The 15,409-nt window shown below is 68.9% G+C and carries 16 protein-coding genes and 1 pseudogene; 7 read left to right on the top strand and 10 right to left on the bottom strand.

All coding sequences use genetic code 11. The features are described 5' to 3' along the window. The first annotated feature begins 202 nt into the window (after positions 1-202). Entirely contained in the window at positions 203-1,168 is a 966-nt protein-coding gene (locus tag EXW95_RS03105) for a tyrosine-type recombinase/integrase (RefSeq protein WP_174366218.1), read from the top strand. Positions 1,169-1,316: 148 nt separating this feature from the next. Here the strand turns inward: EXW95_RS03105 and EXW95_RS03100 are convergent, their stop codons facing one another. Then, complete coding sequence (locus EXW95_RS03100; RefSeq protein ID WP_371809879.1) at positions 1,317-2,276, bottom strand: diacylglycerol kinase family protein; 960 nt, start codon at positions 2,274-2,276, stop codon at positions 1,317-1,319. A 212-nt stretch (positions 2,277-2,488) separates the two neighbouring features. Between EXW95_RS03100 and EXW95_RS21250 the strand changes: the two genes are divergently transcribed. From EXW95_RS21250 to aspS, 3 genes are all read left to right on the top strand, one after another. Continuing rightward, positions 2,489-2,674 (top strand): hypothetical protein, encoded by a 186-nt coding sequence (locus EXW95_RS21250; RefSeq protein ID WP_371809878.1) that lies wholly within the window; start codon positions 2,489-2,491, stop codon positions 2,672-2,674. Between the two features lie 96 nt (positions 2,675-2,770). Beyond that, on the top strand, positions 2,771-4,066 hold the full coding sequence (gene hisS / locus EXW95_RS03090; RefSeq protein ID WP_174366215.1) for a histidine--tRNA ligase: 1,296 nt from the start codon (positions 2,771-2,773) through the stop codon (positions 4,064-4,066). Beyond that, complete coding sequence (gene aspS, locus EXW95_RS03085; protein ID WP_174366214.1) at positions 4,063-5,799, top strand: aspartate--tRNA ligase; 1,737 nt, start codon at positions 4,063-4,065, stop codon at positions 5,797-5,799. The genes hisS and aspS overlap by 4 nt, the downstream gene beginning before the upstream one ends. 108 nt (positions 5,800-5,907) lie before the next feature. On the opposite strand, the gene EXW95_RS03080 is transcribed toward aspS, so the two are convergent. Continuing rightward, the gene (locus EXW95_RS03080; protein WP_217449164.1) at positions 5,908-6,654 is read right to left on the bottom strand and encodes an alpha/beta fold hydrolase; all 747 of its coding nucleotides are present in this window, start codon (positions 6,652-6,654) and stop codon (positions 5,908-5,910) included. After that, entirely contained in the window at positions 6,651-7,394 is a 744-nt protein-coding gene (locus EXW95_RS03075) for an alpha/beta fold hydrolase (protein WP_174366213.1), read from the bottom strand. Before EXW95_RS03075 ends, EXW95_RS03080 begins: the two co-directional genes overlap by 4 nt. Before the next feature lie 221 nt (positions 7,395-7,615). Here EXW95_RS03075 and uvrC point away from each other — a divergent pair, with 221 nt between their 5' ends. Then, positions 7,616-9,466 (top strand): excinuclease ABC subunit UvrC, encoded by a 1,851-nt coding sequence (gene uvrC, locus EXW95_RS03070; protein ID WP_174366212.1) that lies wholly within the window; start codon positions 7,616-7,618, stop codon positions 9,464-9,466. Positions 9,467-9,537: 71 nt separating this feature from the next. Here the strand turns inward: uvrC and EXW95_RS03065 are convergent, their stop codons facing one another. After that, entirely contained in the window at positions 9,538-9,702 is a 165-nt protein-coding gene (locus EXW95_RS03065) for a hypothetical protein (RefSeq protein ID WP_174366211.1), read from the bottom strand. A gap of 201 nt (positions 9,703-9,903) precedes the next feature. Here EXW95_RS03065 and EXW95_RS03060 point away from each other — a divergent pair, with 201 nt between their 5' ends. Then, positions 9,904-10,629: a phosphatase PAP2 family protein gene (locus tag EXW95_RS03060; protein WP_174366210.1), complete on the top strand. Its 726-nt coding sequence runs from the start codon at positions 9,904-9,906 to the stop codon at positions 10,627-10,629. A gap of 84 nt (positions 10,630-10,713) precedes the next feature. On the opposite strand, the gene trpA is transcribed toward EXW95_RS03060, so the two are convergent. From trpA to EXW95_RS03030, 6 genes and pseudogenes are all read right to left on the bottom strand, one after another. Next, positions 10,714-11,526: a tryptophan synthase subunit alpha gene (gene trpA / locus EXW95_RS03055; protein ID WP_174366209.1), complete on the bottom strand. Its 813-nt coding sequence runs from the start codon at positions 11,524-11,526 to the stop codon at positions 10,714-10,716. Continuing rightward, complete coding sequence (trpB, locus tag EXW95_RS03050; RefSeq protein ID WP_217449162.1) at positions 11,523-12,791, bottom strand: tryptophan synthase subunit beta; 1,269 nt, start codon at positions 12,789-12,791, stop codon at positions 11,523-11,525. Before trpB ends, trpA begins: the two co-directional genes overlap by 4 nt. A gap of 53 nt (positions 12,792-12,844) precedes the next feature. Next, positions 12,845-13,683 (bottom strand): annotated as a pseudogene (gene gluQRS / locus EXW95_RS03045) (tRNA glutamyl-Q(34) synthetase GluQRS). Between the two features lie 44 nt (positions 13,684-13,727). Beyond that, complete coding sequence (locus tag EXW95_RS03040; RefSeq protein WP_174366207.1) at positions 13,728-14,234, bottom strand: hypothetical protein; 507 nt, start codon at positions 14,232-14,234, stop codon at positions 13,728-13,730. Continuing rightward, on the bottom strand, positions 14,231-14,473 hold the full coding sequence (locus tag EXW95_RS03035; RefSeq protein WP_174366206.1) for a hypothetical protein: 243 nt from the start codon (positions 14,471-14,473) through the stop codon (positions 14,231-14,233). The genes EXW95_RS03040 and EXW95_RS03035 overlap by 4 nt, the downstream gene beginning before the upstream one ends. Positions 14,474-14,475: 2 nt before the next feature. Next, positions 14,476-15,084, bottom strand: coding sequence for a ParA family protein (locus EXW95_RS03030; protein WP_174366205.1), 609 nt, complete (start codon positions 15,082-15,084; stop codon positions 14,476-14,478). A gap of 68 nt (positions 15,085-15,152) precedes the next feature. Between EXW95_RS03030 and EXW95_RS03025 the strand changes: the two genes are divergently transcribed. Next, positions 15,153-15,374, top strand: coding sequence for a hypothetical protein (locus tag EXW95_RS03025; protein WP_174366204.1), 222 nt, complete (start codon positions 15,153-15,155; stop codon positions 15,372-15,374). Positions 15,375-15,409 lie beyond the last annotated feature (35 nt).

Below are 15,409 nucleotides of genomic sequence, written 5' to 3'. Positions count from 1 at the left end.
CTGCGGGCGATCTGCAGGGCGCGTGCTCGGGGATCGCCGTGGTACTTCGCGTGTGCGGCTGCGCTGCGGCAGGGGCGGCAGACCGTGTGGCGGTTGTTGATTCCGGTTGGCGTGAATGCTGTGCCGCACGATTTGCAGGTTCGCTCCTTCACTATCGCCTCCTTCATTGTTCCGTTGATAATGCATGTTATCATCGGATCACATGTCAGAGATCACCCCGTACCTCGGCGACCGCCTCGCCCAGGCCCGCGCGCTGGCGGGGCTCACCGACGAGGCCCTGCGCGTCCGCGCCATCACCGCCGCCCGCGACAAGTCCCTTGAGGACCTGTGGTCCCTGACGCTCGCGTACCTCAGCAGCGATACCAGCGCGGGCGTGAAGCTCAGCCCGCACACCCTGCGCGCCTACCGCAAGGGCGTCGAGGTGATGCTGGAGCATGCGTCGTCGAACGCCTGGAACCTTCTGCACCCGGGAAGGCGTGAGCCTGGGCTGTACGTGGCTGCCCTGACGGCGTCCGGTCTGAAACCCGCGACGGTCATGGCCCGCGTGGCGGCGGCCGGGGCGCTGTACCGGGCACTGCGGTGGGCTGGGGCGACGGACGCGGACCCGTTCGCGGACGTGAAGCGCCCCAAGGACCGCACGAAGGGCGTGGTGAAGAATCCACCGTACCGGGAGGACTTCGTGCAGGCCATGCTGGACGAGGCGGACCCGCACGAGGCGGCGCTGCTGCTGCTGCTCACGCATGCGGGCCTGCGGATCGCGGAGGCGCTGTCGGTCGAGTGGGCGCACGTGAACCTGCCGGGGCGGCGGTTGCTGGTCGCGCACGGCAAGGGGGACAAGGCGCGGATCGTGCCGCTCAGCGGGCGTCTGCGCGAGGCGCTGGAGGCGCTGCTGGCTGCGTCACCCACGCGGGATGGGTTCGTGTTGCCCTGGCGTGCTTACTCGTCGGCGTACGGGCGGCTTCAGAATGTCGCGTTGAAGTGCGGGCGGGAGCATGAGTTCCGGGGGTTCCATGCCGGTCGGAAGTACGCGGGGACGCAGCTGTACGCGGCGGTGAAGGACTTCACGCGCGTGGCGGGATTCCTGGGGCATGAGCAGGTGGATACGACCCGCCGGTACGTGGAACTGCCGGAGGATGATCTGGCGGACGCCATCGAGTCCTTCCGTTAGGTGTTCTACCCCTCGCCGCTTGCCGGAGGCCCCTTCCTGGCCTTCCTGTGGCCTTGTTGTTTTTTTGCCGTGTGGGACGCTTTTCTCCGGCGCACATGAGATGACCGCCCGTGCATCTGCTGCGGGCGGTCGTCTTGCGCGGTGCGGGTCAGGTTTCGAGGTCGTCGCGTTTCGCGGCGGTCAGGAAGCGGATGGCGCCGGGGAGGATCTTCGCGGTGAACGGCGTGGTCTCGACGTGCAGTTCACCGTCGTACTGCAGGGGGAAGGGATCGTCTGCATCGATCTCGATGTGTTTCGCTTCGATGGTTTCGAGGTTCCCGCTGAAGATGGGGTCGCCCAGATTGAGTTTCACGCGGACGGAGTCGATGAGGTTGGGGATGAGCCGCATGATGTTCCCGGCTTTCAGGAGGATGACGGTGAAGCGGCCGTCGCTGGGGCTGATGTCGCTGGTGATCGGCAGGCGGTAGTTCGCCATGCCGAAGTTGGCGACCATCACGCCGATCCCTTCGAAGTCGCGGGGTTGCCCGTCGATCTTCAGGTGGAAGGTGGTCTTCTTCGGGTTCAGCTGCTTCATGGCGCTCATGACGTAGGCCATGGCACCGAAGCGGTCCTTGAGTTCCTCGCTGTCGCGGATCATGCTGGCGTCCGCTCCGGCTCCGGCGAGCATGCAGAAGCCGCTCTTTTCGTCGTGGACGGTCAGTTCGCCCATGTCGACGCGCTGGGCGTGACCCTGCGTGACGATGTCGGCGAGACTCGCGGCGTCCTGCGGCAGGTCGAGGTTCTGCGCGATGAGGTTCGCGGTGCCTGCCGGGAAGGCCAGCATGGGGACGTTCTTGTAGCGGGCGGCGTAGGCGAGGCTGCTGACGGTACCGTCCCCGCCGGCGCCGACGAGGTACGTGAAGGCGTCGAGGTCGTGGACGTAGTCGGTCATGGGCGTGTCGGGCTGAAGTTCCCGTTCGACGACGTCCGCGCCGGCGTCGCGCAGGAGGCGGTTGAATTCGGGCAGTTCGCTGTCGCCGCTGCCGCTCTTGGGATTGAAGACCACGAGGATACGTTTGCCGTGCAGGGGGCGGTCGGTGGTGGGGGCGTCGGTGGTCATTTCATGCATTAGACTGCCTTCACGGAGGAAAGGACATGCTGCGTTTCTTGGTTGCTTCTTTAGTGTTGGCTGGCGGTCTGGTGGCGTGCGCGCCTGCGCAGCAGGGGGCGTCCCAGATGGTCACGGTGACCCCGGTGCTCATCAAGGCGTCCGAGGGTGCGGCGCGGGGCGGGACGGTTACCATTCAGGGTCGTTACCTTGGTGGGCCGAGCACGGGTCGCGTGCGTCTGGGCGCCACCGAGCAGGGTGACGGTGGGTACATGTTCCCGGCGTCGGCGGTGCAGTCGTGGACGGACGCGCAGATCGTGCTGACCGTCCCGGCGGACGCGCCGGTGGGCGGCAGCTGGCTGTTCGTGGAGGTCGGTGCTATGCGCTCCACAGGCCTGCCGTTCAGCGTCAAGCAGTAACACCTTCTCAGAGGGCGGCCGTCCGGGATTCCGGGGGTCGCCCTCTCCCCTGCCTGTGGGTGGTTTTGGCCGTGCAGGCGCTATGCTGCTCGGGTTATGGCGATCAACCGCCCCAAGGGCACTGAGGATCACCTTCCGGCACTGAGTCCGAAACTCACGCTTGACGTTTCGGCGCAGGCGCACGGCTGGCTGGTGGAGAAGGCAAGGCGCGTTCTGGAACGCGCGGGCGCGCAGCGCATCGACACGCCTCTGTTCGAGGAGGCGGACCTCGTGAAGCGGGGCGTGGGGGGCAGCACGGACATCGTCCGTAAGGAGATGTTCACCGTGTATTACTTCGGGGATCACGGCGGGTACATCCTGCGGCCCGAGGGCACGGCGGCGATCGTGCGCGCGTACCTGCAGAACGGGCTGAAGCAGCTGCCCGCGCCGCTGAAGCTGTGGACGCACGGGCCGATGTTCCGCGCGGAGCGGCAGCAGCGGGGGCGCCTGCGGCAGTTCCATCAGGTGGATTACGAGGTGCTGGGCAGCACGGACGCGCTCGTGGACGCCGAGGCGATTGCGCTGATGGTGGGCGTGGTGCGCGAACTGGGCCTGACGGGCGTGCGCGTGAAGCTGGGCAGCATCGGCGACCCGGAGGACCGTGAGCGGTACAACACGTACCTGCGGGGGCTGTTCACGCCACAACTGGAGCGCCTGTCGGATGACTCGAAGGACCGCCTGACCCGCAACCCGATGCGCATCCTGGACAGCAAGAGCGCCGCCGATCAGGAACTCCTGGCGGAACTCGCCGTGAAGCCCATGCTGGACTTCCTGGGTGAGGAGGCGGGCGCGCACTTCCGCGCCGTGCAGGCCTACCTGACCGAGTGGGGCGTCGAGTACGACATCGACCCGAGCATCGTTCGGGGCCTGGACTACTACCGCCGCACCGCGTGGGAACTGCATCACGAGGGTGTCGGCGCGAAATCCGCGCTGGGCGGCGGGGGCCGCTACGACGGCCTGGCGCAGGAACTCGGCAGCAAGGAAACTATTCCCGGCATCGGCTGGGCGTTCGGCGTCGAGCGGCTCCTGCTGGCGCTGGAGGCCGAGGGCATGGCCCTCCCGGAGATCGCCGGGCCGCTGCTGTACGTCGCCGCGCTGGACGAGGTGAACGTCCCGCACGCCGCGCGGACCGCCATGATCTCCCGCGCGCACGCCCGCGCGGAGTTCGCGTACCGCGCGATGAAACCCGCCGCCGCCTTCCGCGACGCCGAACGGCGCGGCGCGCACTGGGTGGCCCTCCTCGGGACCGACGAGGTCACGCAGGGCACCCTCAGCCTCAAGAACATCCGGACCGGTGAGCAGCGCAGCCTCGCCGCCGCCGACCTCGCCACCTTCCTTCAGGAGCACGCATGAAACGCACCGCCATGATCGGCCACCTCACGCCCGCGCACGCCGGGCAGACCGTCACCCTGCAGGGCTGGGTGAACCGCCGCCGCGACCTGGGCGGCCTGATCTTCCTGGAACTCCGCGACCGCAGCGGGCTGGTGCAGGTGCAGGTCGAACCGGACTCCGCCGCGTTCGCCGACGCGGACCGCCTGCGTGCCGAGTACGTCGCGGAGATCGAGGGCACCTACCAGGCCCGCCCCGAGAGCCAGCGCAAAGGGGGCCTCGCGGACTTCGAGGTCATCGCCACGCGCGTGAAGGTCCTGAACACCGCGAAGACCACGCCGTTCGAACTGGAGAAGGGGGACAGCGTCGCCGAGGACATCCGCCTGAAGTTCCGGTACCTGGACCTGCGCCGCCCGGAGATGCAGCGCAACCTCGTCCTGCGCAGCAAGGCCGTCGCTGCCGTCACGGAGTACCTCGACCGCGAGGGCTTCGTGCAGGTCGAGACGCCCATGCTCACGAAGTCCACGCCCGAGGGTGCCCGTGACTTCCTGGTGCCCAGCCGCCAGAACCCCGGCGAGTTCTACGCGCTGCCGCAGAGCCCGCAGCTGTTCAAGCAGATGCTGATGATCGCCGGGTACGACCGCTACTACCAGCTGGCCCGCTGTTTCCGCGACGAGGACCTGCGCGCCGACCGCCAGCCGGACTTCACGCAGCTCGACATGGAGATGAGCTTCGTCGAACTGGACGACGTGCTGAGCACCCAGGAGGGCCTGATGGCGCACGTGTTCCGCGAGACGATGGGCGTCGAGCTGCCCGTGCCGTTCCCGCGCATGGCGTACATGGACGCCATGAACCTGTACGGCTCGGACAAGCCGGACCTGCGCTTCGACCTGAAGTTCACGGACGTCACCGACCTGTTCCAGGGTGGCGAGTTCAAGGCCTTCGCCGCCGCGCAGGCCGTCAAGGTCATCGCCGCGCCCGAACTGACCCGCAAGCAGATCGACGAACTCGAACGCATCGCCAAGCAGAACGGCGCCGGCGGGCTCGCGTGGCTCAAACGCGACGGCGACGGCTTCACCGGCGGCATCAGCAAGTTCGTCACCGCGCAGGCCGCCGAACTGATCGCCCGCACCGGCATCGAACAGGGCGGCACGCTCCTCTTCACCGCCGGGGAGTGGAAGAAAGCCGTCGGTGCACTCGGCGCGGTCCGCCTCGCCCTGCGCGACCTGTTCGACCTCGCCGCCAGCGGGCCGCAGTTCCATGTCTCCTGGGTCACCGAGTTCCCCCAGCTGGAATTCGACGACGACAGCGGCACCTGGACGTACATGCACCACCCCTTCACCGCCCCCCACCCCGACGACCTGGACCTGTTCGGCACCGACCGCCAGGGCGAAATCCGCGCCCAGGCATACGACCTCGTCCTGAACGGGTTCGAGGTCGGGGGCGGCAGCATCCGCATCCACGATCCCGCCGTGCAGGCCAAGATGTTCCAGGCGATCGGCTTCAGCGCCGAACAGGCCCGCGACAAGTTCGGGTTCTTCATGGACGCCCTGGAGTACGGCACGCCCCCCCACGGTGGCATCGCCTGGGGCTTCGACCGCCTGATCATGGTCATGAGCGGCGCGACCAGCATCCGCGAGGTCATCGCCTTCCCGAAGAACAACCGCGGTGTGGACCTCATGGCCCTCGCGCCCTCCCCCGTCGAGCCGGGTCAGCTGGCCGACGTCGGGCTGAGCGTGGCGGGTTCCGAGAACTGAATGGATTGGGGAGGTCACCCTCCCCTTTTCCTTGCTGTCATTAAGTGAAAGTATTCACGATTAAGCCATATCGTGAAAATCCGGTTCTCTCCTCGCTCAATGTCACTTTCAGTGATTAATCCGTCGGAGGAAATCCATGGTCACCTGCGCCACTGCACGCGGGTGCGTGTCCGTCAGACCATGCGGCGCCCCCGGAATCTGCTGCACGACCGCCTGCGGAATGTCCGCGCAGATCCGCTCGACCGTCCACGTCCGGATGACGGGATCACTCTGCCCGTCGATCAGGAGGGTCGGGACCTTCACGCGGGGCAGCAGCGGACCAGTCATGTGCGCTTCCTGGTCCCGCGCGAGCAGCAGCATGCGCCGCGCCCCGCACTGCCGGTACGCCCGCAATCCCGGCAGCAGCAGACCCAGTCGTTCACGCGGCAGGTCCCGCAACAGCCGAAGCAACTGCAGGCGCACGCTCGGGTTTTCCGGAATACCCGTCGGCGCACAGGCGATCAACGCCGGGGCCAGCTGCGCATACCGCGCGGCCAGGTCGAACATCACCTCTCCCCCGAGCGAATGACCGAATACCGGCGTGCCCTCCAGTCCCGCCACGCGCAGCCACGCCGCGAGGTGATCCGTCAGGTGCTCGATACACACCGGGAAGTCCACGCGGCCCTCACTGTCCCCGTGGCCGGGCGGGTCGTACACGAACACCGTGCGTTCGCGCCCCAGCTCCCGCGCGAGCCGCGCGTACATCCACGACGCGCACCCCAGGCCCGGCACGATCACCAGCGGCGCGCCCCTCCCCCGCTTCCAGGCGTGGGTACGCAGGCCATTCACCGTCAGGTACGTCGGCTGTCCACTCAAGAGGAAGCCCCCGACCCGTCCCCACCCAGGAAGTCCAGCAGGATCGCGTTGAAGGCGGCAGGATCGTCCACCATCGCCACGTGTCCCGCGCGGGGAATCACCTCGAATCGCGAGCCGGGCAGGGCCTCGTGCAGGAGCTGCCCGACACGCAGGGGCACCAGAACGTCCCGCTCGCCCCACACGATCAACGTCCGAGCGTGAATGAACGGCAACACGTCCTGCACGCTGTCGCGCAGCAGGTCCGTCGCGTTCCGCCACAGGTTCAGCGGTCCGGCGCGCAGCCCGTCGAACACGATCCGCCCGATGAACCGCTTCTCGCCCAGCCACGCGGCGCGCGGCAGGTGCAGCGCCGTGCGCGCCGCGTTCGCCCGCAGCAGGCCACTGGCGCACACGAGCACGAGATTCCGAATCCGGTCAGGACGCTGCGCCGCGACATGCAGGCTGATCTGCCCGCCCATGGAATGCCCGACCAGTGTCACGTCACGCAGGTCCTGCGCGTCCAGCCACGCGCAGATCAGATCGGCCGCGTCCCGAACGCTGCGCGAGGGTCGCCCCCAGGACCGGCCGTACCCGCTGAGGTCCAGGCTGTACACCGCGTGCGCCTGCTTCAATGCGGGCACGTTGAAGCGCCACCAGCGGGTCGAGCCGCTCAGACCATGCACCAGCACTACGGGCGGGCCAGTTCCGGTCCGCCGCACGCCCAGGTGCGCGCCGTCATGCGTGAAGGACTCCGTGGACACGCCCCGCAGGATAGACGCTCGGCGGTAGCGCTGGCCTGTCCGGAACCTTATGAAAGGACGATGCCGCTGGAACGGCAACGAGAGTAGATGAGGCTCCACTAACTAGTGAATAGATTCACGATTATGCCAGAATGTGAATTGGCTCTTCCCTTGATTTGAGCAGGACCCATTGGGACTTCCCATCACGGAAACGCCCCGGTCCCTCCACTATGCTGCGGGGCGTGCATTCCGACGACCTGCCCGTGCTGCCCACCACGCCCGGCGTGTACATCTTCCGCAAGGGCGGGACACCCATCTATATCGGCAAGGCCAAGAACCTCCGTTCGCGCGTGAACCAGCACTTCAAGGCGGGCGGCAAGAGCGGGAAGTTCACTGCGCTGGCCGACACGCTGGAGTTCATCACTGCCCGGAATGAGGTCGAGGCGCTGGTGCTTGAAGCGAACCTCATCAAGCAGCACCGGCCGCACTACAACGTCACACTGAAGGACGACAAGCACTACCCGTTCCTGAAACTGACGAACGAGGCCTTCCCCATGCTGGTCGTCACGCGGCGCGTCCTGAAAGACGGCGGGCGCTACTACGGCCCATACCCGGACTCGTCGGCGGTGCGGCGCGTGAAGAACCTGATCGACACGATGTTCCCGCTGCGGAAGAACAGTGGGTTGCCCATGCAGCACAAGCCGCGCCCGTGCCTGAACTTCCACATGGGCCGCTGCCTGGGTCCCTGCGTGGACCGCGCCAACCCCGGCGAGTACGCGCGGGTGGTGGACGACGTCACCAGTCTGCTGGAGGGCCGCGCCGCGCCCGTCATCGCCCGGCTGCGGGAGGACATGAAGGTCGCCGCGAAGGGACAGGATTTCGAGCAGGCCGCGCGCGTCCGCGACCGGGTGCAGGCGGTCGAGAAGCTGTTCGGCACCGAGCAGCACGCCTTCGTCAGTGAAGAGACCGACCTGGACTTCCTGGGAGCGGCGCAGGCCGGGGAGTACGCGATGGTGCAGCTGTTCCGCATGCGCGGCGGGCGCGTCGTGGGCCGCGACAAACGCTTCCTGAGCGGCACGGAGGACGCCCCGCTGGGCGAGATCGTCGAGGCGTTCGTGCAGGACTACTACACGCAGGCGACTCACGTCCCGCCGCTGATCCTGCTGCCCGCCGATTTCGAGGACGCGCCCACCTGGAGTGTCTTCCTGTCGGAGAAGGCCGGGCGGAAGGTCGAGATGCGCACGCCCAAACGCGGGGACAAGGTGGACCTGATCGACATGGCGCAGCGCAACGCGCAGAACGGCCTGGATTCCGAGATGGCGCTGCTGGAACGCCGGGGCGACCATCCGGGCCTGGACGCGCTGCGCGAGGTGCTGGCCCTCCCGGACCGGCCCTGGAGGATCGAGGGGTACGACAACAGCAACCTCTTCGGCACGAACATCGTGTCCGGGATGGTGGTGTTCGAGGGGGGCCGCTCGCGGCGCGGAGAGCACCGGCGATTCAAGGTGCGCGGCCTGGATCACCCGGATGATTACACCAGCATGCGGCAGACGATCACGCGGCGCTTCACGGGCAGCCTGAGCGACAAGCTGCCCCTGCCGGACCTGCTGCTGATCGACGGGGGGCGCGGGCAGGTGAACGCCGCGCTGGACGCGCTGAAGGAGGCGAACGTGCACATCCCGGTCGTGGGCCTCGCCAAGCGGGAGGAACGCCTGATCCTCCCCGGCCGGTACGGCGCGCAGTGGTGGCTGGAGACCGGCACGGAGGTCGGCGTGGACCGCGAACTGCTGCTGCCGCACACGCACCCGGCGCTGCGGATGCTGATCGGTGTGCGCGACGAGGTGCACAACTACGCCGTGACGTACCACCGCAAATTGCGCGGGGAATCCATGCTGCGCAGCGTGTTCGACGACCTGCCGGGCATCGGGCAGAAACGGCGCGACGCGCTGCTGGAGCACTTCACGAGCCTGGAGGATCTCGCGAGCGCCCCGGTCGAGCAGATCGCGGCGGTCCCCGGCATGACCATGCGCGCCGCGCAGAGCGTGAAGACCTTCCTGACTGAACGCGAGGCACGCGCGTCCCCCATCGGCTGAGCACCTGAACGAAAAGAGCGCCGCTCCTCTTCACCGGGAAGGGAGCGGCGCTCTGGGTGTCAGGCGGCGGATCACGCGAGCCGCAGGCGGTGCAGGAGGGCGCGCAGGGCGCCGGGCTGGGCGGGACTGGGCTTGCGGACGGCACGCTGGGCGGCCTGGGCCTGCCGGACGAGGCGGGCATGCTGCGCTTCGAGCAGGAGGTCCTGCGCGTGAAGCTGACCGAATTCGTGTTGCATTCTCTGCTCCTGAGGTCGCGCCGCCGCCCCGTGGCGGCCCGTGGGGGCGCGGTCCTTCTGAACACATGGTGCGCCCGGAGGCGGGTGCAGCACATGCACCGGGTGGCGCATGGCCGCGTACGCCAAAGGGCGCAGGAGCGTTAAGCAAGGCGCAAGCATCCCCCGGTGCGCCCACACGTCCCGGCAGGCTGTAATGACAGGATGTTCCCCCGTTCCCGGCGTGAATTCGTCCCGTTCGTACAGTCGCACTGGCGGTCCCTGCTGATGCTGCTACTGGGCGTGATGATTCCGTTCGTGCTGTTCACACACCTGACCTACGAAATCTTCCGCGAGGGGGGCTTCGCGTGGGATCAGGGGATTCTGAACTGGTACGCGCAGCGCCGCACGCCGGAACTGACGCGATTCGCGGAACTGCTGGCCGTGCTGGGCGGCGTGACGGTCCTGCCGTTCGTGACCCTCACCATCGCGTGGTTGATGGGCCGCGCCAGCGGCCGGGCGCACGGATGGTTCCTGGTCAGCAGCGTGGCAGGCGCGACCCTGCTGAACGTCGCGGCGAAGGTCGTGTTCCAGCGTCCTCGCCCGGACGAGCTGGTGGCCGTCCTGACGGAACCGGGGTTCAGTTTCCCCAGCGGGCACGCCATGGCGAACGCTGCGTTCGGGTTCGCGCTCACGCTGGCGTTCTGGCGGTCGCGGGCCGGGTGGCCGGTCGCGGTGTTCGGGGCGCTATGGGCGCTGGCGATCGGGATCAGCCGCAATTATCTGGGGGTGCACTACCCGTCGGACGTCCTGGCCGGATTCACGGCGAGCGTCACCTGGGTGGCGGGCCTGTACATCCTGATGGCGCGCCGCTGGCCGCAGTTGCGCGGCAGTCCCGGCGGTGAAGATGACACCCGCCCGCCCGTCTCCGGCGGACCCGGCCAGACCTGACCCACTTGGACGGCGTCAGAGAGGGCAATCAGAGAGGAGGGCCGGTACGTGTGATCCGTACCGGCCCTCTCCCTGTCGCGTCCGTCAGTTCTGGGTGCAACCCGCGCGGATGCTCGCGGCGAGGGCACCGACGTCCTGCCCGGCCTTCACGGCATTGATGAACGCGCTGCCCACCACGACCCCATCGGCAACCTGCGCGACCTGCGCGGCGGTCCCGGCGTCCTTCACGCCGAAGCCCACGGCGACGGGCACCTTCGCGTGCTGACGGGCGAGGGCCAGCATGGCGGGCACCTCGTTCAGGGCGCTGCCCTCGCGGGTGCCGGTCACGCCGGTCACACTGACGGCATACAGGAAGCCGGTGCAGGCCTCTGCGACGAGTTTCACGCGCGCCGGGGTACTGGTGGGCGCGATCAGGAACGTGACGGCCATGCCGTGCTCGGCAGCCAGATCCGCGATCTCCAGGTCCTGGTCGGGCGGCAGGTCCGGCAGGATCAGGCCGTCAACACCGGCCTCCTGCGCCAGCCGCATGAATTCACGCGGGCCGACGGCGTAGATGGGGTTCACGTACGTCATGATCACGATGGGCGTATCGTGCCGCGAGCGGAGTTCCTTGACGAGCGCGAGGGTGTGGCGGGTGCTCGTGCCACCCGCGAGGGCCTGCTCACTGGCGCGCTGGATGGTGGGCCCGTCCCCCAGGGGGTCGCTGTAGGGAATGCCGACCTCGAGGATGTCCGCCTGCCCGAGCAGGGCGTCCGCGACGGCAGGGAACGCCTGCGCGGTGGGGTACCCGGCGGTCATGAAGGGGATGAACGCGGCGCGGCCCTCCTGCTTGGCGCGGGCGAAGGCGGCGTGGATGCGGGCGGCGCCGGGGGTGGTGGGGGTCAGGGTGGCGGTCATGCGTGCACCTCCGGGGTGCGGGGCGCGGGCGCGGCGTCCTGCTCGCGGCCCAGGTCGAGGAGGCGCATCACCTCGGCCACGTCCTTGTCGCCGCGCCCGGACAGGTTCACGACGACCGTCTGGTCGGGGCGCATGGTGCGGGCGAGGTTCACGGCGGCGTGGATGGCGTGCGCGGTCTCCAGCGCGGGGATGATGCCCTCCAGACGGGTCAGGAGCTGCAGGGCGTCCAGCGCCTGCGCGTCGGTGACGGGCAAGTACTGCGCCACACCCGTCTCGGAGTACAGGCAGTGCTCGGGGCCGATGCCGGGGTAGTCGAGGCCCGCGCTGATGGAGTGCGGGGGGACGATCTGGCCCTCGTCGTCGTTCAGGAGGTACATCATCGCGCCGTGCAGCACGCCGACGCGGCCCCCGGCGACACTCGCGGCGTGCCGGCCGGACTCGACGCCCTCACCGGCGGCCTCGGTGCCGATCAGGAGGGGCCGCTGGTCCTCGGGGAGGTACGCGAAGGGCGCGAAGATGCCGATGGCGTTGCTGCCGCCGCCGACGCACGCGACGATCGCGTCGGGCACGGCCCGGCCCTCCAGCGCCTGGTGCTGCACCTTGACCTCCTCGCCGATGATGGACTGGAAGTCGCGAACCATCGCGGGGTACGGGTGCGGCCCGACGACGCTCCCGAGGATGTAGAAGGTGTCGCGGACGTTCGTGACCCAGTCGCGGATGGCCTCGTTCGTGGCGTCCTTCAGGGTGCTCGTGCCGGAGGTGACCTCGCGGACCTCGGCGCCCAGGAGTTTCATGCGGAACACGTTCAGCGCCTGACGGCGGATGTCCTCGGCGCCCATGTACACGATGCACTCGAGGCCCAGCAGGGCGGCGGCGGTGGCGCTGGCGACGCCGTGCTGCCCAGCGCCGGTCTCGGCGATGACGCGCTGCTTGCCCATGCGCTTGGCGAGCAGGGCCTGCGCGAGGCAGTTGTTGATCTTGTGCGCGCCAGTGTAGTTCTGGTCCTCGCGCTTGAGGTAGATCTTCGCGCCGCCCGCGTGTTCGGTGAGGCGCTGGGCGAGGTAAAGGCCGCTGGGGCGACCCACGAAGTCCTTCAGGAGACGGTCGAGTTCGTTCAGGAAGGCGGGGTCGTTCCGGGCTTCCGTGTAGGCGGCCTGGAGTTCGTCCAGGGCGGGGATGAGTGTTTCGGGCACGTACCGTCCGCCGAAGCGGCCGAAGCGGCCCCGTTCGTCCGGCTGGGGGTAGGTGGGGAGTTGGAGGGACATGCTGACAGGGTAGGACCGGCGTGTCGAACGGGCGTTAGGCAAACTTAGACAAGTCATCTAAGTTTGTGATCACGCGACCCAAGTTCCGCCCGCCACAACGGGAGCAGCTCGGTGGCATTCACCTCGTCCAGGACGGTCCAGCCCAGGCTGCGGGCCAGTTCCGCAAGGACCCGACCCGGCGTGTCCCCGGCCTCACGGAGCGCCTGCACGGGCGGCGCACCCCCACGTTTCGCCAATCGTTCCCCCGGAAATCCAGCATCAGCGGCACGTGCCAGTAACGGGGGGTGGGCAGTCCCAATGCGCGTTGCAGTGCCACCTGCCGGGGCGTGGCAGTCCACAGATCCTCGCCACGCAGGACGTCGGTGACGCCCGCCGCCGCGTCGTCCACCACCACCGCGAGGTGATACGCGAACACCCCGTCATTTCGCCGCAGCACCACGTCACCCACCTCGGACGGGAGGTGCTGACACAGCGTGTCGCCGAGCCACCCGTCGTGGGCGCACACCACCTCGTCGGGCACGCGCCAGCGCAGCGCCGCCGGACGCTCCGGGTGCAGATTCCCCGCGCGGCAGGTGCCGGGGTACACCGGTTCCGCACCGTGCGGGGCGCCCGCGCTGTCCTGAATGGCCGCCTGCACCTCCCTGCGGGTACAGGTGCAGGGGTAGGTGTCCAGATGCGCGGCGGCCGCGCGGTACAGGTCCAGTCGACGCGACTGGATGACCTCCTCGTCCCAGTCGAGGCCCAGCCACGCCAGATCGGCGCGGGTCACGTCGTACGCCCAGTCGCGCACACGCCCGGAGTCCAGATCCTCGAAGCGCAGGATGTGCCGCCCACCGTGCGATCGGGTGTGCAGCCACGCCAGGAGCGCCGTGCGGGCATTGCCCAGGTGCATCGCCCCGGTGGGACTGGGCGCGAAGCGGCCCACCACGCCAATGGTCACTCCTTCTCCCGCAGGTCGTCCCACAGGGCCACGAACACGCCCACGACGGCCGCGCCCAGCGCCAGCGCGTGCAGGAAGCGGCCCAGGCCCGGCGCGGCATCCAGGGCGTTCCAGATGGTCAGCAACTGCCACCAGTCGTGCGTGTCCGGGTCACCCGTGATCAGCGGCAGTTCACGGAGCGGCGCGTCCGCGACGTACGCCGACACGCCGCTAAGGGAGTGCGCCAGCCACAGCGTCACCAGTCCCGCCGCGAATCGCTCGCCGCGCACCAGGAAGACCCCGATGCACGCGGCAGGCACGAGCACCTGGAACAGGCTGCCACCGAGCAGCATCACGACCTCGCCCGCCCACATGAGCAGGACGTGCCCGGCCTCGTGGAAGATCAGATTCACGTTCCCCAGGAAGCCCGGCTCGGTGGGCCGCACCACGCCCGGCAGCGTCACCCACAGGGTCAGCAGCAGGCCCAGCACGCGCGGCCACCACGTCGGCAGGGTGATCGTCAAGGACGCTGCCGCTCCCTGAGCCACGCCAGCAGCAGGTCCTCGACCAGCTCGCTGACGCTCTCGCCGCCATCGTCCCGCACCTGCCGCCACACGGCGCGCACCGTTTCCCTGCGGAGGTACACCGCCTCCAGCCGCTCCGTGCCGTCCGTGCGTGACTCGTCCGGGGCGGGGGCACTCTTGCGCGCCCCGCCCTTCTTGCCACCCTTGCCGTTCTTCCCCAGGTAATCGAAGCGGCCCACGGTCACCACAACTCGCGCGACAGGGTCTCGATGTCAGCCCAGGCGGCCGAGGCGCGCGGGTCGCGCACGTCCCGCGCCAGGACGCCCAGTTCCGCCGCGCGCTGGTACGCCAGGTACGACCGCACCAGCGTGTTGCACACCGTCACGCCCCCCTCGCGCAGGTCCTCGCGCAGGTCCTCGGCCGCGTGACCGACGGGCGGCACCCGTGTCAGGATCACGCGGGACTGCCGCGCCGCACCTTCCTCCGTCAGGAAGTCCAGCAGTTCACGCGTGGCGTCCACCTCCAGCGGACTCACGCCGCTGGGCACCAGGATCAGGTCGGCCCGCTCGGCCAGCTGCCGCAGGTCCTTGCGGCGCGGGCGGCCCTCGGTGTCGATCAGGACGAGGTCGAACGCCGCGAGTTTCTTCGGTTTCACGTCGTCCGCCGCGACGACCGGGAACGGCAGCGCCCCGGCCCGCCCCGCCCAGCGGAGGCTGCTGCCCACCCGGCCGTCCTCGTCCACCAGCAGGACGCTGTGGCCCTGCGCGTGCGCCGCGCCCGCCAGGTGCACGGCCAGGGTGCTCTTGCCCACGCCGCCCTTCTCCGAAGTGATCGCCGCCACGCGTGCCATATGCCTGGGAGCGTAGCAGACGCGGCCCCCGCCGCGCGTCAGCCCGACCCTGACTACGATGAAGGGCGATGATCACGCCAGAGCAGAGACAGGAACTCCGCACCAGCGAGGTGTACTGGACCGCGCGGGCCATGCAGGAGCAGGGCAGCCGCTTCTACCGCGCGCTGGGCGACGCACTGCACGCTGCGGACGCCATGAACCGCACGCTGATCCTGGACACCTGGCCGGACGCCTGCTGGGACTTCTACCAGCGCGGCCTGCGCCTGCGGGCTGCTGAGGGCGAGGGCTGACCCGGCCCAGCTTCGGAAGGCCCACCACGGTGCGC

Source organism: Deinococcus sp. JMULE3 (assembly GCF_013337115.1).
Taxonomy (GTDB): Bacteria; Deinococcota; Deinococci; order Deinococcales; family Deinococcaceae; genus Deinococcus.
This window is presented reverse-complemented; position numbering and strand designations above follow the sequence as displayed.

Bases quoted from the DNA above. Each gene is read 5' to 3' on its own strand.
- EXW95_RS03105 (WP_174366218.1), top strand. From the start codon at position 203: ATGTCAGAGATCACCCCGTACCTCGGCGACCGCCTCGCCCAGGCCCGC.
- EXW95_RS03100 (WP_371809879.1), bottom strand. From the start codon at position 2,276: ATGCATGAAATGACCACCGACGCCCCCACCACCGACCGCCCCCTGCAC.
- hisS (WP_174366215.1), top strand. From the start codon at position 2,771: ATGGCGATCAACCGCCCCAAGGGCACTGAGGATCACCTTCCGGCACTG.
- aspS (WP_174366214.1), top strand. From the start codon at position 4,063: ATGAAACGCACCGCCATGATCGGCCACCTCACGCCCGCGCACGCCGGG.
- EXW95_RS03065 (WP_174366211.1), bottom strand. From the start codon at position 9,702: ATGCAACACGAATTCGGTCAGCTTCACGCGCAGGACCTCCTGCTCGAA.
- EXW95_RS03060 (WP_174366210.1), top strand. From the start codon at position 9,904: ATGTTCCCCCGTTCCCGGCGTGAATTCGTCCCGTTCGTACAGTCGCAC.
- trpA (WP_174366209.1), bottom strand. From the start codon at position 11,526: ATGACCGCCACCCTGACCCCCACCACCCCCGGCGCCGCCCGCATCCAC.
- trpB (WP_217449162.1), bottom strand. From the start codon at position 12,791: ATGTCCCTCCAACTCCCCACCTACCCCCAGCCGGACGAACGGGGCCGC.
- EXW95_RS03030 (WP_174366205.1), bottom strand. From the start codon at position 15,084: ATGGCACGCGTGGCGGCGATCACTTCGGAGAAGGGCGGCGTGGGCAAG.
- EXW95_RS03025 (WP_174366204.1), top strand. From the start codon at position 15,153: ATGATCACGCCAGAGCAGAGACAGGAACTCCGCACCAGCGAGGTGTAC.